Origin of the sequence: Kribbella qitaiheensis (assembly GCF_042657745.1) — a bacterium.
GTDB classification, from domain to species: Bacteria; Actinomycetota; Actinomycetes; order Propionibacteriales; family Kribbellaceae; genus Kribbella; species Kribbella qitaiheensis.
This window is the reverse complement of sequence record NZ_JBHSKE010000054.1, coordinates 109,624-125,202: the sequence shown is the minus strand read 5'-3', so window position 1 is coordinate 125,202 and position 15,579 is coordinate 109,624. Positions and strand designations below refer to the sequence as shown.

Genomic DNA, 15,579 nt, shown 5'->3' with positions numbered 1-15,579 from the left:
CTAGCACTGCTGCCGCTAGATTGTCTAGCAGTGCTAGTGTCGGGTCATGCCAGTCCAGGAGCGGAAACAGAAGGCTCGTGAGCAGCGCAGCCAGTTGATCGTCAGCGCGGCGCGCGAGCTCGCCGAAGCCGAGGGCTGGGACGCGGTGACGACGCGCAAGCTCGCCGACCGGGTCGAGTACAGCCAGCCCGTCCTCTACAGCCACTTCAAGAACATGGACGCCATCGCCGCCGCGGTCGCGCTCGAAGGTTTCGGAGAGTTGACGACTGCCCTGACGGAGGCCCGATCGGCTGCCAAAGCCGCGGCTAGGGCTGGAGAGAAGTCAGCTTCGGAGGGGCTGCGCGCGGTGGCTGAGGCCTACCTGGATTTCGCGGCCGAGCACCCCGCGCTCTATCAGGCGATGTTCGTGCGACCGACCCAACTGACCTTCGCCACCGGAGAGATCCCAGCCAGCCTGCGGGAGGCGTTCGCCGCGTTCCGTGAAGCTGTCGAGCCCTTCGCCCGGGCCGGCACAGACGGCGAGACCCTCACCGAGCTGTTCTGGAGTTCGCTCCACGGCTTGGCGACCCTGCAGGCAGGAGCGCGTCTCCGGCAGGCCCACCAGCAGGAGCGCGTGGAGGTCCTGGTGGGGCTGATCGTGGGTTAGGTGTTCCAGTTCAGGATTGCTGGGGAGCCGCGTTCCCAGCCGAGGGTGGAGATGGTGGCTGTGTTGAGGACGAAGTGGCGACCCTCCGTGACTTCGAGCTCCAGCCAACGGGCGGTCAGACCGCGGAGGGCGTGGGAGTGGCCGAAGACCAGGACGTCGCCGTCGACCGCCGCGATCCGGGCGACGACGCGGTCGAGGCGGGTGGTCACCTTGGCGGGGGTTTCGCCGTTGGGCACTGGGAAGTCCCAGACAGTCCAGCCGGGCACCGTCTCGCGGATCTCCGCTGTCGTCACGCCTTCGTAGTCGCCGTAGTTCCACTCGACCAGGTCCTCGTCGACGACAGCGTCCGGCAAGCCGGCCAGCTCGGCGGTCCGGCGCGCCCGTTGGCGGGGGCTGGTCAGCACCAGGTCGAACTGGTGACCGGCCAGCCGCTCCTTCAACGACGCGGCCGTCCGCTCACCGTCGCCGGTCAGCGGAAGATCCGTCCAGGAGGTGTGCTTGCCGGACTTGCTCCACTCGGTCTCGCCGTGGCGGATCAGCCAAAGCTGGTCCTCGCGTTCCGCTGACTGTCCGTGGGTGGTCACGGTTTCATCGTCGCAGATCGTGGCCGAAGGTGCGCGAGCCCTTGACCGATCGGGTCCGGACAAGGCAGGGTCGCAAACTGTAAGCGCTTCCATTTTGACCGGAAAGGACCTCCCGATGCCGTCCGGACCGACCGGCAGGCCCGCGACGATCTACGACGTCGCGGCGCTGGCGAAGCTGTCGATCGCGACGGTTTCGCGTGTCCTGCAAGGGACCGGTCCGGTGTCGGCAAAGGCACGGGCCCGGGTCGACCAGGCGGCGCACGAGCTGAACTACGTGCCACTGCGAGCCGCCCGAAGCCTCGCGGTGCAACGTCACGAGGCGCACGGGCTCGTGCTGCCCGACCTGGCCGGCCCGTTCTACGGCGACCTGCTGATGGGCTACGAGCGCTGGGCCGGCGAGCACGGCCAGAGCGTGATCCTGACCGTCACGCACGGGAACCCGGAGCCCCAGCGGAGTCTGCGCGACCTGGCCGGCCGGGTCGACGGGATCGTTGTCCATGGCAACGCCCTGGACCTGCCAGCGGTGCTCGACCTGCGCCGCGCGAACGTGCCCGTGGTGCTGGTCGCCCATCCCCCGGTGACCGGCTGCGACTCGGTCCGAAGTGAGAGTGCGGCCAGCGCGGAGCAACTCACCAGCCGGCTGCTCGACCACGGACGGACCAACCTGCTGTTCGTCGGCGACCCCGCCAGCTCGTACGACGTCTCCGAGCGCTACGCCGGCTTCTCGGCCGCCGTGAAGGCGCACAAGCTCAAGGTGCCGGAGCCCGAGCGGGTCCCCCTCACCGAGGACGCCGGAACGACCTTCGCCACAAAGTTGCTAGACGCAACCAAGACCGGAGGGGCACGGCCGGACGGGCTGGTGTGTGCCAACGACGAGTTGGCGTTGGCGGTGTTGAAGGCGCTGGCGAAGGGCGGCGTCGCAGTACCGGGGGACATCGTGGTGACGGGGTGGGATGACGTGATGGCGGCGCGGTATGTGTCGCCAGGACTCAGCACCGTGCGGCAGCCGATGGCCGAGCTCGGCCGGCTGGCCGCCCAGAGACTGCACGAACGCATCACCGGGGAACGTACCCGGGCCAGGAACGACGTTCTGGCGACACAGCTTGTACTGCGCGAGAGCTGCGGTACAGGACCGGGGGAAGCAGAGACAACGGCAACAAGAACCGGTTGAGGAGAAACAATGATCACCCAGACCACCCGACGACGCCGACTGGTGATCGGCGGCGCGGCCGTCCTGGCCACCGCACTCGCGCTGAGCGGCTGCGGCCGCTCGGAGGACTCCACCGACGCGGCGCCGCAGGCCTCCACCAGCGTCGACAGCGGCCCAGCGACCGGCGAGATCACCGTCTGGGCCATGGGCACCGAGGGCGAGAACCTGCCCAAGCTGACCAAGGAGTTCGAGCAGGCCAACCCCGGCGTCACGGTGAAGATCACGCCGATCCCGTGGGACGCCGCGCACAACAAGTTCACCACCGCGATCACGGCCCGGTCGACGCCCGACGCGGCCATGGTCGGCACCACCTGGATGGGTGAGTTCGCCGACCTCGACGCGCTCGACCCGACCCCGTCCGGCCTCGACACGTCCGGCTTCTTCGAGGGCGCGAACGAGACCACCAAGGTGGGCGACACCAACTACGGCGTCCCCTGGTACGTCGAGACGCGGGTGGTGTACTACCGCAAGGACCTGGCCGCCAAGGCCGGGATTACCACGCCCCCGACCGACTGGGATGGCCTGAAGGCGATGGCCAAGGCGATGCAGGACAAGGCCGGCGCGCAGTACGGGATCAATCTGCAGCCGGGTGGCACGGGCTCCTGGCAGACCGTGATGCCGTTCTCCTGGTCCGCGGGCGCCGCGATCACCGGTGAGGACCAGAAGGCGTTCACCTTCGACACCCCGGAGATGCAGGAGGGGCTGAAGTACTATCAGAGCTTCTTCACCGAGAAGCTGGCCGGCACCGACCTGCCGCCGAACCAGACCGAGGCGCAGTTCGTCAGCGGCAAGGTGCCGATGTTCATCTCCGGTCCGTGGATGGCGGGTTCGATCGCCAAGCTCGGCGGCGAGAAGATCAAGCCGAACATCGGCGTCTTCCAGCTGCCGAAGAACAAGACCGCGACCTCCTTCGTCGGCGGCAGCAACTTCGTCGTGTTCAAGGACAGCAAGAACAAGGACAGCGCCTGGAAGCTGGTCAAGTGGCTGTCCGACGCGAAGACTCAGGCCAGCTGGTTCAAGCTGTCCACCGACCTGCCCGCGGTGAAGAGCGCGTGGGAGGACCCGAGCATCGCCTCGGACCCGCTGCTGCCGGTCTTCGGCAAGCAGCTCGAGGACGCCAAGGCGCCGCCCGCGATCGTGAACTGGGAGCAGGTCGCGACCGCTTTCGACGCCGAGGTGGAGAAGATGGTCAAGGCCGGCCAGTCCCCCGCCGACACCGCGAAGGCGATCCAGACCAAGGCCACGTCGATCGGGACCGGCGGCTGATCGTCGATGTCGTCCGCCACTCTGCAGGAACCGGCCGGGCGCACTCGCCCGGCCGGTCCCCCGGCACCGCGGTCGCGCAGTCGCTCGGTCAACCGCCAGACCGCCGCCGCCTGGCTGCTGGCGCTGCCGTTCGTCGCGCTCTTCCTCGCCTTCACGGCCGGGCCGGTGCTCGGTTCGCTCGCGATGAGTTTCACCGACATGAAGCAGCGCGATCTGCGCACCCCGTTCGCGGTGAACGGGGTCGGGATCGACAACTACGTGAGGGCGCTGTCCGACGAGACCTTCCAGAAGGCCGCGTTCAACACGGCGTACTTCGTGATCGTCGGGGTGCCGTTGGCTCTGATCGCGGCGCTGGCGGCGGCGGTCCTGCTGGACCGGGGCGTGAAGAAGTTCCAGAGCCTGTTCAAGGTCGCGTACTACCTGCCGGTGATCACCTCGATCGTCGCGATCGCGGTGATCTGGCGGTTCGTGCTGGCGCCTGACTCCGGGCTGCTGAACACGGTGCTGTCCTGGGTCGGCATCGACGGGCCGAACTGGCTGGCGTCGAAGACCTGGGCGATGCCGTCGCTGATCGTGATGGCGATGTGGCGCAACTTCGGCGCCGCGATGATCATCTTCCTGGCCGGTCTGCAGGGCATCCCGCACACCGTCGAGGAGGCCGGCCAGATCGACGGCGCGAGCTCCTGGCAGCGGTTCCGGTACCTGATCCTGCCGCTGCTGCGCCCGACCATCCTGTTCACCAGCGTCACCACCGGGATCGGCTACCTGCAGTTCTTCGAGGAGCCGCTGGTGATGACGCAGGGCGGTCCGCTGAACTCGACCATCTCGGTGTCGATGTACACGTACCAGCAGTTCGGCTTCGGCAACTACGGGCTGGCCACCTCGATGAGCTACATCCTGTTCGTCGTCATCGCCGTGGTCACCTTCATCCAGTTCCGGCTGCTGAGGGAGAAGTGATGCGCCGCACCTGGTGGATCTACCTGATCGCCGTCCTCGGCCTGATCGCCGTGGCGGCACCGTTCGCCTGGATGCTCCTCGGCAGCTTCAAGACCCAGGGCGAGCTGCTCCGGGTCCCGCCGACCTGGTTGCCCGAGGCACCTACCTCGCAGAACTACGACGACCTGTTCAGCAAGGCGAACTTCCCGCAGTACTTCCTCAACTCGGCGATCGTCGCGATCGCGGTGACCGCGGGCAACCTGATCTTCTGCTCGATGGTCGGCTACTCGCTGGCGAAGTTGCGCTTCCGCGGCCGCAACGCGTTGTTCGTGCTGGTGCTGGCCACCCTGATGATCCCGGGCGTCGTCACGTTCGTGCCGCTGTTCGTGCTCGTCACCAACGCCGGGCTGGCGAACAGCTATCCGGGCCTGATCCTGCCGTTCCTGGTGTCGCCGTTCGGCGTCTTCCTGATGCGGCAGTTCTTCGCCGGGCTGCCGGACGACCTGATGGACGCCGGCCGGGTGGACGGCACCAGCGAGCTCGGCATCTTCGCCCGGATCATGCTGCCGCTGACCAGGCCTGCCCTGGCCACCCTCGGCATCCTCACCTTCCTCGGCTCCTGGAACAACTTCCTCTGGCCGCTGGTGATCGCCCAGACCGAGGAGATGTACACCCTGCCCGTCGCCCTGGCGCTGTACTCGACCGGACAGAACGCGCAGAACTACGGCCTGCTGATGGCCGGCGCGGTCGTGGTCGTCGTACCGGTGCTGGTGATCTTCCTGGTCTTCCAGCGCCACGTCACACGAGGCATCGCCATCACCGGACTCAAGTAGCCGGTACCGGATTCAAATAACCCCTGGAGGCTCAGATGACCGCCAACATCAGCCGACGCACGTTACTGGCCGCAACCGGCTCCGCCGCCCTGATCGGTACCACGACCGCCGCCACCACCTCGTACGCCGGAACGCCCGATCCGGGTGCGCTGCTGAAGGGAGGGTGGAAGCCGAGCCGGCAGGAGAAGGCGCTGGTCGGCCGCTGGGCCCGGGACACCTGGCGCAGCCTGGTCGCGATGACGGACGAGCACACCGGCCTGCCCGCCGACAACATCGGGGAATCCGTCACCAACCCGGTGCGCAGCAACTACACCTCGCCGACCAACATCGGCGGCTACCTCTGGAGCACGGTGGTCGCCCGCCGGCTCGGCATCATCTCGCCGCAGGAGTCGCTGCGCCGGATCACCCAGACGCTCACCACGATGTCCCGGGTGGACCACCACGACCCGAGCGGCATGTACTTCAACTGGTACGACGAGGCCACTGGTGAGGTCCGCAAGGTCGACCCGGATGGGACCCGGGCGATCACACCGTTCGTGTCGAGCGTCGACAACGGGTGGTTCGCTGCCGCGCTGATGGTGGTCCGCAACGCCGAGCCGCGGGCGCGCCACCTGGCCGATTCGCTGCTGGACAAGATGAACTTCGCCTACTACTACAACCCCGACGCCCGGCCCGGGGTCGGCGCGGGACTGATGCGCGGTGGCTTCTTCGAGACCCCGCCACCGGACGAGGAGACCGACAAGGGCAACCACGCCGGTACCGGTCCGGACGTGTACTACCGCAAGTTCCACTACGACACCTGCAACACCGAGGCTCGGATCGCGCCGTACATCGGCATCGCCCGCGGCGAGGTCCCGCCGGAGCAGTACTTCGCCACCTATCGAACTTTCCCGGACTCGTGCGACTGGTCCTGGGTGGAGCAGAAGCCGGTCGGCGTGCACCGGACCTACCTGGGCATCGACGTGTTCGAGGGCGCCTACACCTACCGCGGGATGCGGCTGGTGCCGTCGTGGGGTGGCGACATGTTCGAGTCGCTGATGCCCGACCTGTTCATCCCGGAGTCGAGCTGGGCTCCGCGCAGCTGGGGGATCAACCACCCGCTCACCGTGCGCGCGCACATCGAGCACGGGCTGGACGACGCGAAGTACGGGTACTGGGGCTTCTCCCCCGCGAGCAATCCGCGCGGCGGGTACTCCGTCTACGGCGTCGACGCGATCGGGATGGACCCGGGTGGTTACCCCTCCGACCTGGAGGCGACCAACTACGACATCGGCTTCGAGGGCTGCCGCGAGGGCACCAACCCGAACCCGACCTTCGGCGACGGGGTGGTCACGCCGCACGCGGCCTTCCTGGCAATGCAGTACGCGCCGCGGCAGGCGATCCAGAACCTGGCCGGGATCGAGTCGAAGCTGCACGCGTACGGCGGTGGCGGGTTCTTCGACTCCGTGGCGGTCAAGTCCGGGTTGATCGCCCGGCGCTACCTGTCGCTGGACCAGGCGATGGTGATGGGCGCCATCGGCAACGTCTTCGGCGACGACGTGATCCGGCGCAACTTCAGCGTCGGCGACGTCGCCCGGCACGTCCGCCCCCTGATCGCGATGGAGCAGTTCTCCGCCGGCCTCGACTGATCCCCCCCCTCAAAATCCCGTTGCGTCCGAAGAAGTGCGGAGACGTCTCAACACTTCTTCGGACGCAACGCAACCGACCTGGAGACTCCTGTATGCAGAGCGATGCTAAGACCGACTGGGACGAGCGGATCTCGGTCCGCAGCGACGAGACCCGTGAGCTGCGGTTGCCGGACCTCGATCCGCCGGCGGAGGTGACGGCCGTCGGCGGGATCGGGCAGGTGACGATCGACTGGACCCCGGTCCGGGGAGCCGTGGGTTACCTGATCCTGCGCGGCCCGGACGACGCGTGGCTCGAGTCGGTGGACCACCACAGCGGGGACGTCCTGTCGGTCCCGGCGCCGCCGTACGTCGACACCACCGGTACGCCGGGCACGGAGTACAGGTATGCGGTGGCGAGTGTGCCCGAGGTGACCGTGCACTGTCGTCCGAGTGCCTCGGTGGCCGCCAAGGCGTTGGTTGCCGACGGCAAGGTGCCGGATGTGCGGGTGATTGTCGATGCTGTTGCCGAGGGCACCGAGCTGCCTCGGCCATGGGCACCGATGATCGGCAGCGAGCGGCTCAGTCAGCTGCTCTGCAAGGATCTCAGCGGCGGCCGGGAGATCGGCGTCGAGCTCGAGCAGGCGTTGCGCCGGATGCACGACGAGATCGGCGTCCGGACGGTCCGTGCGCACGCGATCTTCCACGACGACACCCGCGTCTACACCGAGGTCGGCGGCGAACCCGTCTACGACTTCAGCGTCGTCGACGCGATCTACGACAAGCTGCTCGGGATCGGGCTGCGGCCGGTGGTCGAGCTCGGTTTCATGCCGCACGACCTGGCGTCCGACCCGAAGAAGACGGTCTTCGAGTACGGCGCGATTATCTCGCCGCCCCACTCCTGGGACCGCTGGGGCGAACTGGTCCACCGGCTGGTCTCACACCTGGTCGACCGCTACGGCCTCGACGAGGTGCTCGGCTGGGACTTCGAGGTGTGGAACGAGGCCAACCTCGAGGTCTTCTGGTCCGGCACCAAGGCCGAGTGGATGCGCCTGTACGACGTGTCCGCCGCCGCGGTGAAGGCCGTCGATCGCCGGCTGGCCGTGGGCGGGCCGTCGTCGGCGGCAGCCGGGTGGGTCGACGATCTGCTCGCGCACGCCGCCGCCGTCGGATCACCGGTGGATTTCGTCTCCACCCACACCTACGGGAGCCCGCCCCTCGACGTACAGGCGTCGCTCGATCGGTACGGGTTCAGCGACGCGCGGATCCTGTGGACCGAGTGGGGCGTCACCCCGACGCATTTCAACCCGATCAACGACTCGGTCTTCTCAGGGGTGTTCCTGCTCCGCGGGATGCGCTCGGCGGCCGGGCGGGTGGATGCCCTTGCCTACTGGGTCGCCTCCGACCACTTCGAGGAGCTCGGCCGACCGCCTCGCCTGCTGCATGGCGGCTTCGGCCTGCAGACCGTGGGCGGACTCCCCAAGCCCCGGTTTCATGCCCTCTCGCTGCTCAACCGCCTAGGGTCGGACGAGCTCCCGGTGTCCATCGAGGGCGATGGCGGCGGCAGCCTGATCGAGGCCTGGGCATCCCGCGACCGCGACCGGATCGCCGTGCTGCTGTGGAACCTGACCCTCGACCAGACCAAGGCGGACGGATCCGCCGACCTCACCCGCACGGTGAAGCTGGCACTCCCCGGCGTGGACCCGAGCTGGCAGGTGACAGCCACCTCTTTGACGCCCGGGCTCCGCAGCAACGGTGGCTCAGGCGACCTCGCAGCGGAAGCGGCCGCCCTCGAGGTCGGCGACTGGCCAACTGACGAGCAGTGGGTGGAACTGGCCGACGGCAGCAGGCTCAGGACGGAGCCACTGGCTCGTGACGGCGACGAGGTCACCTTGACGCTGACGATGCCCTCCGCAGCACTGGTCGAGCTGCGTCCGGGTCACTGACGGTGCTCTGACGGCCCCCGGAGGTCTACCCTCGACGCGTGAGCGGCGGATCGCTCCCTGGGTCAGGCCGTGCCGAAGGACCGGGTCGCGGACCTGCTCTGGGGTGATCTGCTGCCGAAGGTGCGGGCACAAGACTCGGGAGCATGACTACCATGACCAATCCCCGGACCGGGTCGCGCGACATGTACTCGCACATCACCGAGCTGGACGGACCCGAGGTGGCGGCGATCGCCGAACGACTCGACATCCGGGCCGCGGATCCCAGCCAGCGCAGACTACGGGACGAGTACCTGGCCAGACCGTCGTACACCGCGGGTTCGGTCGTGCTGGAGATCGGCTCGGGCACGGGTGCCGTCACCGCGCAGATCGCCGGACTGCCCGGCGTCGCCCGGGCGGTCGGCATCGATCCCAGCCCGTACTTCGTCGACCTGGCCGCCGGCCGGTATCCGGAGCTGCGGTTCGAGGTGGGCGACGGGCGTGCGTTGCCGTTCGAGGACGAGTCGTTCGACGGGATCGTGTTCGCCACGACGCTTTGCCACATCCCGCGCCCGGAGCAGGCGCTCGCCGAGGCGTTCCGGGTCCTCGAACCGGGCGGCTCCCTGCTGATCTTCGACGGCGACTACGCCACCGTCACGGTCGCAGTCGCGCCGAACGATCCGCTGCAGACCTGTGTCGACGCGACAGTCGACCAACTGGTCCACGATCCGTGGATCATGCGGCGCCTGGGGCAGCTGGTCTCCGCGGCCGGGTTCGAGCCGGGCGAACTGCACAGCCACGGGCACGTCGAACTGGACTCACCCACCTACATGCTGGCCCTGGTGGCCATAGGTGCCGACGCACTCGCCGATGCCGGCACCATCAGTGCTGTCACCGCCGAGGCTCTCCGTGCCGAGGCCCGTGATCGGGCCGCGACGGGCCGGTTCTTCGGCCACATCGCCTATGCCAGTCTGCTGGCCCGCAAACCGTCCGGCGGATCCGTCTGATCAGTCGGCGGACGCGGCCGGCGTGGGGCGGCCCGGCTGGTCGCCGCCTCGCGCCTCGAGGTAGGCGTTCTTCGGGACCATCACCTTGCGCTTGAAGAGGCAGACGACGGTGCCGTCCTGCTTGTAGCCCTTGGTCTCCACGTAGACGACGCCCCGGTCGTCCTTGGACTTCGACTCCCACTTGTCCAGCACGGTGGTCTCGCCGTAGATGGTGTCACCGTGGAAGGTGGGGGCGATGTGGCGCAGTGACTCGATCTCCAGGTTGGCGATCGCCTTGCCGCTCACGTCGGGGACCGACATGCCGAGCAGGATCGAGTAGATGTAGTTGCCGACCACAACGTTCTGGCCGAACTGGGTGGTCTGCTCGGCGTAGTTCGCGTCCAGGTGCAGCGGATGGTGGTTCATGGTGAGCAGGCAGAACAGGTGGTCGTCCGACTCGGTGACCGTCTTGCCGGGCCAGTGCTTGTAGACGGCACCGACCTCGAACTCCTCGTAGCTGCGCCCGAACTGCATCCCGGCTCCTTCCGATCCGCCCCGTCCGGCCCCATGCTGCCGAATCCAGGCCTGTCACGGCAGTACCTCGCCGCGTGGCCTACCTCTCAACCTCGCATCGGGGACCGCGGGGCGAGACGCACGTCACCCGGAGGTGCCGCCGAGGTGGGGGCAACTCCGGGAGGTCGCCTGCTCCACCGCTAGTTGGACTGCTCCGGCAGGCGCGGGGCGACCTCGCCCTTCAGGGCCAGCTTGGCCAGGTGATTCCGGGCCTCCTCGGCGTACTTGAAGTCGCACAGTACGTCGTACGTGGTGGCCACCACCGAGGTCCGCGAGGTGAAGTCGCGGCTGCCGCGCAGTTGGCCGTAGCCGATCGCGCCGAACGCCATCCCGAACAGTCCACCCAGCACCAGGCCGGTCAGCAGGGCGGCCAGCCAGCCGCCGTCGGGGGCGAAGATGCCGAGCAGCACGCCGACGAACAGGCCGAACCAGGCGCCGCTGGCCAGGCCCGCGGTGAGCGCCCGACCCCAGGTCAGCCGGCCGGTGATCTTCTCGACCTGGCGAAGGTTGTTGCCGACGATGGTCGTGTGCTCGACCGGGAACTTCTCGTCCGAGAGGTAGTCGACGGCTCGCTGCGCCTCCCGGTACGTGTCGTAGGTCCCGATCGTCAAACCGGTCGGCCGGGGGTCCATCGAGGGCATGCCCTGGGTGGTCATCGTCGTTCCTCTCCGCTTGCTTCCAACCCCATCATTGCCGACGGCTGGTGACGGCACATTGATAGCCTCGCCGTGATGGCCGGGCGGAGGTGGGACATGGGCGCGACACGCCGGGTCGGACGCGTCTTCGCCCGGCGGTCCCAGGCCGGTCCGGCACCGGTCGATCTGGTCGGCAGCGGCAAGCTCGACGGCAGCCTGATCGACTGGGCGTACTACCGCGACGGCCGCCGCGACAGCCAGATCGGCTCTTACGTCGAGGCGCTGAAGCGGGCCCGCCGGGGTGAGGGATTCGTCTGGATCGGCCTGTTCGAGCCGAACGCGCAGCAACTGGAGCTGATCGGCCGGCAGTTCGGCCTGCACCCGCTGGCCGTCGAGGACGCCACCGAGGCCCACCAGCGGCCGAAGCTGGAGCGGTACGGCGACGACACCCTGTTCGCCGTCCTCAAGACCGTCCAGTACGTCCCGCACGGCGAGCTGACCGCCACCAGCGAGGTGGTGGAGTCCGGCGAGGTGATGGTCTTCTGCGGCCCCGGCTTCGTGATCACCGTGCGGCACGGCGACCACGGCGAGCTGTCCGGCCTGCGGCAACGGCTCGAGCAGCAGGCGAAGCGGTTGAGGGCCGGCCCGGGTGGTGTCCTGCACGCCATCGCCGACCACGTGGTGGACCGCTACCTGGAGGTCGCGCAGGCGGTCCAGAACGACATCGACCAGATCGAGATCGAGATCTTCAGCCCGCGCGGCTGGCGCAACATCGAGCGGGTCTACCAGCTCAAGCGCGAGGTGCTGGAGCTGAAGCGGGCGGTGGCTCCGCTGACCGGGCCGATGCGGGCCCTGTCGACCCATGCGCATCCGCTGATCACCGAGGAGACCAGGAACTACTTCCGCGACGTCGACGACCACCTGCTGCGGGTGAAGGAGCAGGTGATCTCGTTCGACGAGCTGCTCAGCTCGATCCTGCAGGCCGGACTGGCCCAGGTGCAGGTGTCGGAGAACGAGGACATGCGGCGGATCTCGGCCTGGGTGGCGATCATCGCCGTACCGACGCTGATCGCCGGGATCTACGGGATGAACTTCGAGAACATGCCCGAGACGAAGTGGAAGTACGGCTACTTCATCGTGCTCGGGTTGATGGCACTGGCCTGCACCGGGCTCTTCCGGCTGTTCAAGCGCAACCGGTGGCTCTGACTCTGCCCCACGGGGTGACCCGAACGGTTGTGCCGCGTCCGAGCCGGCTGGTTCAATCCCACCATCGCGTACGGTCAGCAGTCCGCCACAGCCTGCGACCGGCGGAATCGGGACGTCGAGGCGCGGGCGGAGCACCCGGCCGTCCGTGTCGATCAGCTGAGCTTGTAGTCCTCGAGGAGCCGGCGGCCGATGATCATTCGCTGGATGTCGGCCGTGCCCTCGCCGATCAGCAGCATCGGGGCCTCGCGGTACAGGCGCTCGATCTCGTACTCCTTGGAGAAGCCGTAGCCGCCGTGGATCCGGAACGAGTCCTCGACCACCTGTGAGCAGTACTCGCTGGCCAGGTACTTCGCGACGCCGGCCTCGAAGTCGTTGCGGGAGCCGGCGTCCTTCTTCCGCGCCGCCTTCACCATCAGCTCGTGCGCGGCCTCGACCTTGACCGCCATGTCGGCCAGCCGGAACAGCACCGCCTGGTGGTCGGCGATCTTCTTGCCGAAGGTCTCGCGCTGCTGGGCGTAGGAGATGCCGAGCTCGAACGCGCGCCGGGCCACCCCGCAGCCACGCGCGGCCACGTTCACCCGGCCGACCTCGACGCCGTCCATCATCTGGTAGAAACCCTTGCCCGGTTGGCCGCCGAGGATCTGCCCGGCGTCGATCCGGTAGCCGTCGAAGATCAGCTCGGTGGTGTCGACCCCCTTGTAACCCATCTTCTCGATCTTGCCGGGCACGGTCAGGCCCTTGTCGACCTCACCGAAGCCCGGCTCCTTCTCGACCAGGAAGGTGGTCATGTTCTTGTAGACCGAGTCGGCACCTTCGTCGGTCTTGACCAGCACCGCGACCAGGTTGGCCGTGCCGCCGTTCGTCAGCCACATCTTCTGGCCGTTGATCGTGTAGGTGTCACCGTCTTTCACGGCCTTGGTCTTGATCGCGGCGACGTCGGAGCCGCAGCCGGGCTCGGACATCGAGAACGCGCCTCGCACCTCGCCGGTCGCCATCCGCGGCAGGTACCGCTGCTTCTGCTCGTCGGTGCCATGCTGCAGCAGCATGTAGGCGACGATGAAGTGGGTGTTGATGATGCCCGACACACTCATCCAGCCCCGGGCGATCTCCTCGACGCAGAGCGCATAGGTGAGCAGCGACTCCCCCAGCCCGCCGTACTCCTCCGGGATCATCAGGCCGAACAGCCCGAGCTCCTTGAGGCCCTCGACGATCTCGGTCGGGTACTCGTCCTTGTGCTCCAGCTCGGTGGCGACCGGCAGGATCTCGGACTCGACGAAGGAGCGAACCGTCTTCAGGATCTCCTCCTGGATGTCGGTGAGTCCCTCGGTCTGCTGCAACCTGCTCATCTGCGGTGCTCCTTCCGTCGCCCACGACGCTTACTCGTGAGTATCGCGGGTCCCAGCATCGCGGTACCGACCCGACACCCGCTGTGACACCGGCCACCCCCACACCGTCGCCTGCCCCACACCGCGCCCTTCCCACACCGCGGCCTGCACTCCGCCGCGGCTCGGGTCCCGCGCTATTCCTCCGAGTTGCGGTTGTCGCCGTCTCCGTTGCCCGTGGGGAGGGTGCCGCCGATGCTCGCGAACAGGGCGGCGATCTGCGGGGTGCCCTGCCAACGGTGCTGCCGCTCGGCCGCGGTCAGGCGCATCCGGGCCGACTGGAACTGCCTCACGGCTTCCTGCTCGTGTCCCTGGGCCAGTGCGTCTGCCGCTTGGTCGAGATCCTTCGCCGCCTCCTTCACGGTCCGGCTCCCTCGGCCGTCCTGCGCACTCTCGCGCACCAGCCGGGCGAGCGTGCGCAGAGACTGCGGGCTGGCGGTCTGCGGTTCGGACGGCGTCTTGGTGGGAGTCGGCTTCGGAGTGGGCTTCTTCGACGAGGTCTTGCTCGGCGTCGGAGTCGGCTTCGGCTTGACCACCGGCTTCACCGTGGCAGACGGCGCCGTCGTCGCGGGCGGGCCGGCCTCGGCCGTGTCGTTGGAGACCCCTTGGCGGAGCAGTGCAGCGATCACCACACCGGCCAGTAGTACTGCGGCCGCCAGCAGCACCTTCGGGAAGGGGAAACCCTTGGTGTCGCGTCGGTGCGAGGCCGGCTCGGGCACGTCCTCGTACTCGTCGTCATCAGCCGGCTCGAACCCGATCCGCGCCAACCCGTCACCAGACTCCCCGCCGTCCGCCGACTCGGCGGCTCCGGCGGCAGGTAGGAGCGGCAGCACCCTGGTGCCGTCGTCCATCGGCGCCACCATCGTCGGCTGGCTGTTGAGGACCTCCGTCACCGCAGCGACCGAGGCCGGCCGGGCGGCGGGGTCCTTGGCGAGCAGCCGCATCACCAGCTCAGCGAGTCCCCCGGGCACGTCGGGACGGCGTACGGCAATCGGTACCGGGGTGGCCTCCAGGTGCTGGCGCAGCACGCTTTCCACGTCGTCGGCGACGAACGGCGGCCGGCCCCCGAGCAGTTCGTACAGGACACAGCCCAGCGCGTACCAGTCGCTGGCAGGTGTGGCTGTCTGGCCACCGACCTGCTCGGGCGCGACATAAGAAGCAGTGCCGAGCAGTACTGCGCTGCCGGCTCCTTCCAGGCCTGCTGCCTCGGCGATGCCGAAGTCGGTGATCTTGAGCGTGCCGTCAGGCGCCAGCAGGAGGTTGCCCGGCTTCACGTCCCGGTGCACGATCCCCGCGGCGTGGGCTGCGTCCAGCGCCCGAGCACCCTGCAGGGCGATATCGCCGACCAGCTTGCTGGACGGGAGGCCCTGGCTGCGGAGCAACTGCGCGAGGTCGGGGCCGTTCACCAGTTCCATCACCAGGAACACCTGACCGCCCGCGGTCCCCACGTCGTACGTGCCGACCACGTTCGGGTGGGTCAGCCGAGCCGCCGCACGGGCCTCCGTGCGGAATCGCTCGGCGGCGTCCATCGGGTCGCCTTCCATCCGGCGCAGCAGTTTCACCGCCACCGGCCGGGCGAGGACCTCGTCCTCGGCTCGCCATACCTCGCCCGCTCCGCCGTGCCCCAGTGGGGACAGCAACCGGTAGCGCCCTGCGAGTACCTCGCCGTTCACACCAACACCCCACTACACCTCAGCCACGGCCGGATCGCCGCCGCTACCTTAGGCGGCCACGCCGAGGAGAGCGAGTGCGCGCGGAATTCCTTCAGCCTCCTTTGAGGCAACCGCCCCGCTGGG

General features: G+C 68.3%; 14 protein-coding genes. 9 read left to right on the top strand and 5 right to left on the bottom strand.

The window, feature by feature from the left end; translation table 11 throughout:
* The first annotated feature begins 46 nt into the window (after positions 1 to 46).
* Entirely contained in the window at positions 47 to 646 is a 600-nt protein-coding gene (locus ACFPJ1_RS33060) for a TetR/AcrR family transcriptional regulator (RefSeq protein ID WP_380110020.1), read from the top strand.
* On the opposite strand, the gene ACFPJ1_RS33055 is transcribed toward ACFPJ1_RS33060, so the two are convergent.
* Complete coding sequence (locus ACFPJ1_RS33055; protein WP_380110018.1) at positions 643 to 1,230, bottom strand: histidine phosphatase family protein; 588 nt, start codon at positions 1,228 to 1,230, stop codon at positions 643 to 645. The two genes, ACFPJ1_RS33060 and ACFPJ1_RS33055, sit on opposite strands and share 4 nt — an antisense overlap.
* Positions 1,231 to 1,345: 115 nt before the next feature.
* On the opposite strand from ACFPJ1_RS33055, the gene ACFPJ1_RS33050 reads away from it, so the two are divergent.
* The 7 genes from ACFPJ1_RS33050 to ACFPJ1_RS33020 all read left to right on the top strand — a co-directional run bounded on the left by ACFPJ1_RS33050 (position 1,346) and on the right by ACFPJ1_RS33020 (position 10,008).
* The gene (locus ACFPJ1_RS33050) at positions 1,346 to 2,401 is read left to right on the top strand and encodes a LacI family DNA-binding transcriptional regulator (RefSeq protein WP_380110015.1); all 1,056 of its coding nucleotides are present in this window, start codon (positions 1,346 to 1,348) and stop codon (positions 2,399 to 2,401) included.
* A gap of 9 nt (positions 2,402 to 2,410) precedes the next feature.
* Positions 2,411 to 3,706, top strand: a complete 1,296-nt coding sequence (locus tag ACFPJ1_RS33045) for a sugar ABC transporter substrate-binding protein (RefSeq protein ID WP_380110012.1) — start codon at positions 2,411 to 2,413, stop codon at positions 3,704 to 3,706.
* A gap of 6 nt (positions 3,707 to 3,712) precedes the next feature.
* The gene (locus tag ACFPJ1_RS33040) at positions 3,713 to 4,663 is read left to right on the top strand and encodes a carbohydrate ABC transporter permease (protein ID WP_380110010.1); all 951 of its coding nucleotides are present in this window, start codon (positions 3,713 to 3,715) and stop codon (positions 4,661 to 4,663) included.
* The gene (locus ACFPJ1_RS33035) at positions 4,663 to 5,475 is read left to right on the top strand and encodes a carbohydrate ABC transporter permease (protein WP_380110009.1); all 813 of its coding nucleotides are present in this window, start codon (positions 4,663 to 4,665) and stop codon (positions 5,473 to 5,475) included. The genes ACFPJ1_RS33040 and ACFPJ1_RS33035 overlap by 1 nt, the downstream gene beginning before the upstream one ends.
* A 35-nt stretch (positions 5,476 to 5,510) precedes the next feature.
* A complete protein-coding gene (locus tag ACFPJ1_RS33030; protein WP_380110007.1) occupies positions 5,511 to 7,103 on the top strand; it encodes a glucoamylase family protein in 1,593 nt (530 codons plus the stop codon).
* A 92-nt stretch (positions 7,104 to 7,195) separates the two neighbouring features.
* Complete coding sequence (locus tag ACFPJ1_RS33025) at positions 7,196 to 9,025, top strand: GH39 family glycosyl hydrolase (RefSeq protein WP_380110005.1); 1,830 nt, start codon at positions 7,196 to 7,198, stop codon at positions 9,023 to 9,025.
* A 143-nt stretch (positions 9,026 to 9,168) separates the two neighbouring features.
* A complete protein-coding gene (locus tag ACFPJ1_RS33020) occupies positions 9,169 to 10,008 on the top strand; it encodes a methyltransferase domain-containing protein (RefSeq protein WP_380110004.1) in 840 nt (279 codons plus the stop codon).
* Here ACFPJ1_RS33020 and ACFPJ1_RS33015 read toward each other — a convergent pair whose 3' ends face one another.
* Positions 10,009 to 10,521 carry a MaoC family dehydratase gene (locus ACFPJ1_RS33015; RefSeq protein WP_380110002.1) on the bottom strand — a complete coding sequence of 171 codons (513 nt, stop codon included), beginning with the start codon at positions 10,519 to 10,521 and terminating at the stop codon, positions 10,009 to 10,011.
* A gap of 179 nt (positions 10,522 to 10,700) precedes the next feature.
* Positions 10,701 to 11,216, bottom strand: a complete 516-nt coding sequence (locus ACFPJ1_RS33010; protein WP_380110000.1) for a YflT domain-containing protein — start codon at positions 11,214 to 11,216, stop codon at positions 10,701 to 10,703.
* Between the two features lie 75 nt (positions 11,217 to 11,291).
* Between ACFPJ1_RS33010 and ACFPJ1_RS33005 the strand changes: the two genes are divergently transcribed.
* Positions 11,292 to 12,401 (top strand): magnesium and cobalt transport protein CorA, encoded by a 1,110-nt coding sequence (locus ACFPJ1_RS33005; RefSeq protein ID WP_380109999.1) that lies wholly within the window; start codon positions 11,292 to 11,294, stop codon positions 12,399 to 12,401.
* Positions 12,402 to 12,553: 152 nt separating this feature from the next.
* On the opposite strand, the gene ACFPJ1_RS33000 is transcribed toward ACFPJ1_RS33005, so the two are convergent.
* Together ACFPJ1_RS33000 and ACFPJ1_RS32995 are read right to left on the bottom strand one after the other, a co-directional pair.
* Positions 12,554 to 13,747: an acyl-CoA dehydrogenase family protein gene (locus ACFPJ1_RS33000; protein WP_380109997.1), complete on the bottom strand. Its 1,194-nt coding sequence runs from the start codon at positions 13,745 to 13,747 to the stop codon at positions 12,554 to 12,556.
* Between the two features lie 173 nt (positions 13,748 to 13,920).
* Positions 13,921 to 15,456: a serine/threonine-protein kinase gene (locus ACFPJ1_RS32995; RefSeq protein WP_380109996.1), complete on the bottom strand. Its 1,536-nt coding sequence runs from the start codon at positions 15,454 to 15,456 to the stop codon at positions 13,921 to 13,923.
* Positions 15,457 to 15,579: the final 123 nt, after the last annotated feature.

What these genes read in the sequence shown, in the direction of transcription:
- ACFPJ1_RS33060 (WP_380110020.1), top strand. Translation starts at nt 47, where the DNA reads ATGCCAGTCCAGGAGCGGAAACAGAAGGCTCGTGAGCAGCGCAGCCAG.
- ACFPJ1_RS33050 (WP_380110015.1), top strand. Translation starts at nt 1,346, where the DNA reads ATGCCGTCCGGACCGACCGGCAGGCCCGCGACGATCTACGACGTCGCG.
- ACFPJ1_RS33045 (WP_380110012.1), top strand. Translation starts at nt 2,411, where the DNA reads ATGATCACCCAGACCACCCGACGACGCCGACTGGTGATCGGCGGCGCG.
- ACFPJ1_RS33040 (WP_380110010.1), top strand. Translation starts at nt 3,713, where the DNA reads ATGTCGTCCGCCACTCTGCAGGAACCGGCCGGGCGCACTCGCCCGGCC.
- ACFPJ1_RS33035 (WP_380110009.1), top strand. Translation starts at nt 4,663, where the DNA reads ATGCGCCGCACCTGGTGGATCTACCTGATCGCCGTCCTCGGCCTGATC.
- ACFPJ1_RS33030 (WP_380110007.1), top strand. Translation starts at nt 5,511, where the DNA reads ATGACCGCCAACATCAGCCGACGCACGTTACTGGCCGCAACCGGCTCC.
- ACFPJ1_RS33025 (WP_380110005.1), top strand. Translation starts at nt 7,196, where the DNA reads ATGCAGAGCGATGCTAAGACCGACTGGGACGAGCGGATCTCGGTCCGC.
- ACFPJ1_RS33020 (WP_380110004.1), top strand. Translation starts at nt 9,169, where the DNA reads ATGACTACCATGACCAATCCCCGGACCGGGTCGCGCGACATGTACTCG.
- ACFPJ1_RS33015 (WP_380110002.1), bottom strand. Translation starts at nt 10,521, where the DNA reads ATGCAGTTCGGGCGCAGCTACGAGGAGTTCGAGGTCGGTGCCGTCTAC.
- ACFPJ1_RS33010 (WP_380110000.1), bottom strand. Translation starts at nt 11,216, where the DNA reads ATGACCACCCAGGGCATGCCCTCGATGGACCCCCGGCCGACCGGTTTG.
- ACFPJ1_RS33005 (WP_380109999.1), top strand. Translation starts at nt 11,292, where the DNA reads ATGGCCGGGCGGAGGTGGGACATGGGCGCGACACGCCGGGTCGGACGC.
- ACFPJ1_RS33000 (WP_380109997.1), bottom strand. Translation starts at nt 13,747, where the DNA reads ATGAGCAGGTTGCAGCAGACCGAGGGACTCACCGACATCCAGGAGGAG.